This window comes from Streptomyces sp. NRRL S-495, assembly GCF_000966955.1.
GTDB classification, from domain to species: Bacteria; Actinomycetota; Actinomycetes; order Streptomycetales; family Streptomycetaceae; genus Kitasatospora; species Kitasatospora purpeofusca.
Map to the genome: position 1 here is coordinate 1 of NZ_JZWY01000348.1, position 762 is coordinate 762.

At 76.0% G+C, this 762-nt stretch carries 1 protein-coding gene; it reads left to right on the forward strand.

What is annotated here, in order from left to right; genetic code table 11:
• The first annotated feature begins 224 nt into the window (after positions 1-224).
• Positions 225-623: an SHOCT domain-containing protein gene (locus VR45_RS18585; RefSeq protein ID WP_045940915.1), complete on the forward strand. Its 399-nt coding sequence runs from the start codon at positions 225-227 to the stop codon at positions 621-623.
• Positions 624-762 lie beyond the last annotated feature (139 nt).

Here is a 762-nt window from a genome sequence, read left to right on the forward strand (position 1 = left end):
GGCCGGCGCCCGCCGCATGAGCAAGGCGGGCGGGATGAGCGAGGCGGGCGGGGTGACCGGGGCGGGCTGAGCTTGGCACGCGGGCCGCGCCGGGCACCCCCGCCCCGGTCCCGCCTCACCCGCCGGGGGTGGTGCGCGGGCGGGCGGCAGGCGTCACCGTGGGCCGCAGGGGGTCGGACCCCGGTGCCCGGTGGCCCGGTCGGCTCGTTCTCCGGAGGCAGGCGATGGACGACTATCCGCTGATGAACATCTTCCTCACGACCATGTGGTTCTTCCTGTGGATCCTCTGGTTCATGCTCCTGTTCCGGGTCTTCGGGGACCTCTTCCGGGACGACTCGGTCGGCGGCTGGGGCAAGGCCGGCTGGTGCGTGCTGCTGATCGTGCTGCCGTTCCTGGGCGTGTTCATCTATCTGATCGCCCGCGGCAAGGGCATGGGGATGCGGGAGGCGGCCCGGGTGAAGCAGGCGGACGCCGAGTTCCGGGACTACGTGCGGGACGCGGCCGGGCCCGAGGCCAAGCGGCCCAGCGCCGCCGAGGAACTGGCCCGGCTGGCGGACCTGCGGCGGGACGGCTCCATCACGGAGGAGGAGTACCAGCGCGCCAAGGCGCTCGCGCTGGAGTGACCGGCCCCGGGCAGCACACGGCCCCGGGCAGCACACGGCCCCGGCCCGTCAGGGCCCCTGGACCGTCACGGTCGGGGGTCCCGGCGGTGCGGGCGGCGCCGGCGGCGTCGGGGGTCCGGGCGGCGGTCCGGGTGCCGGG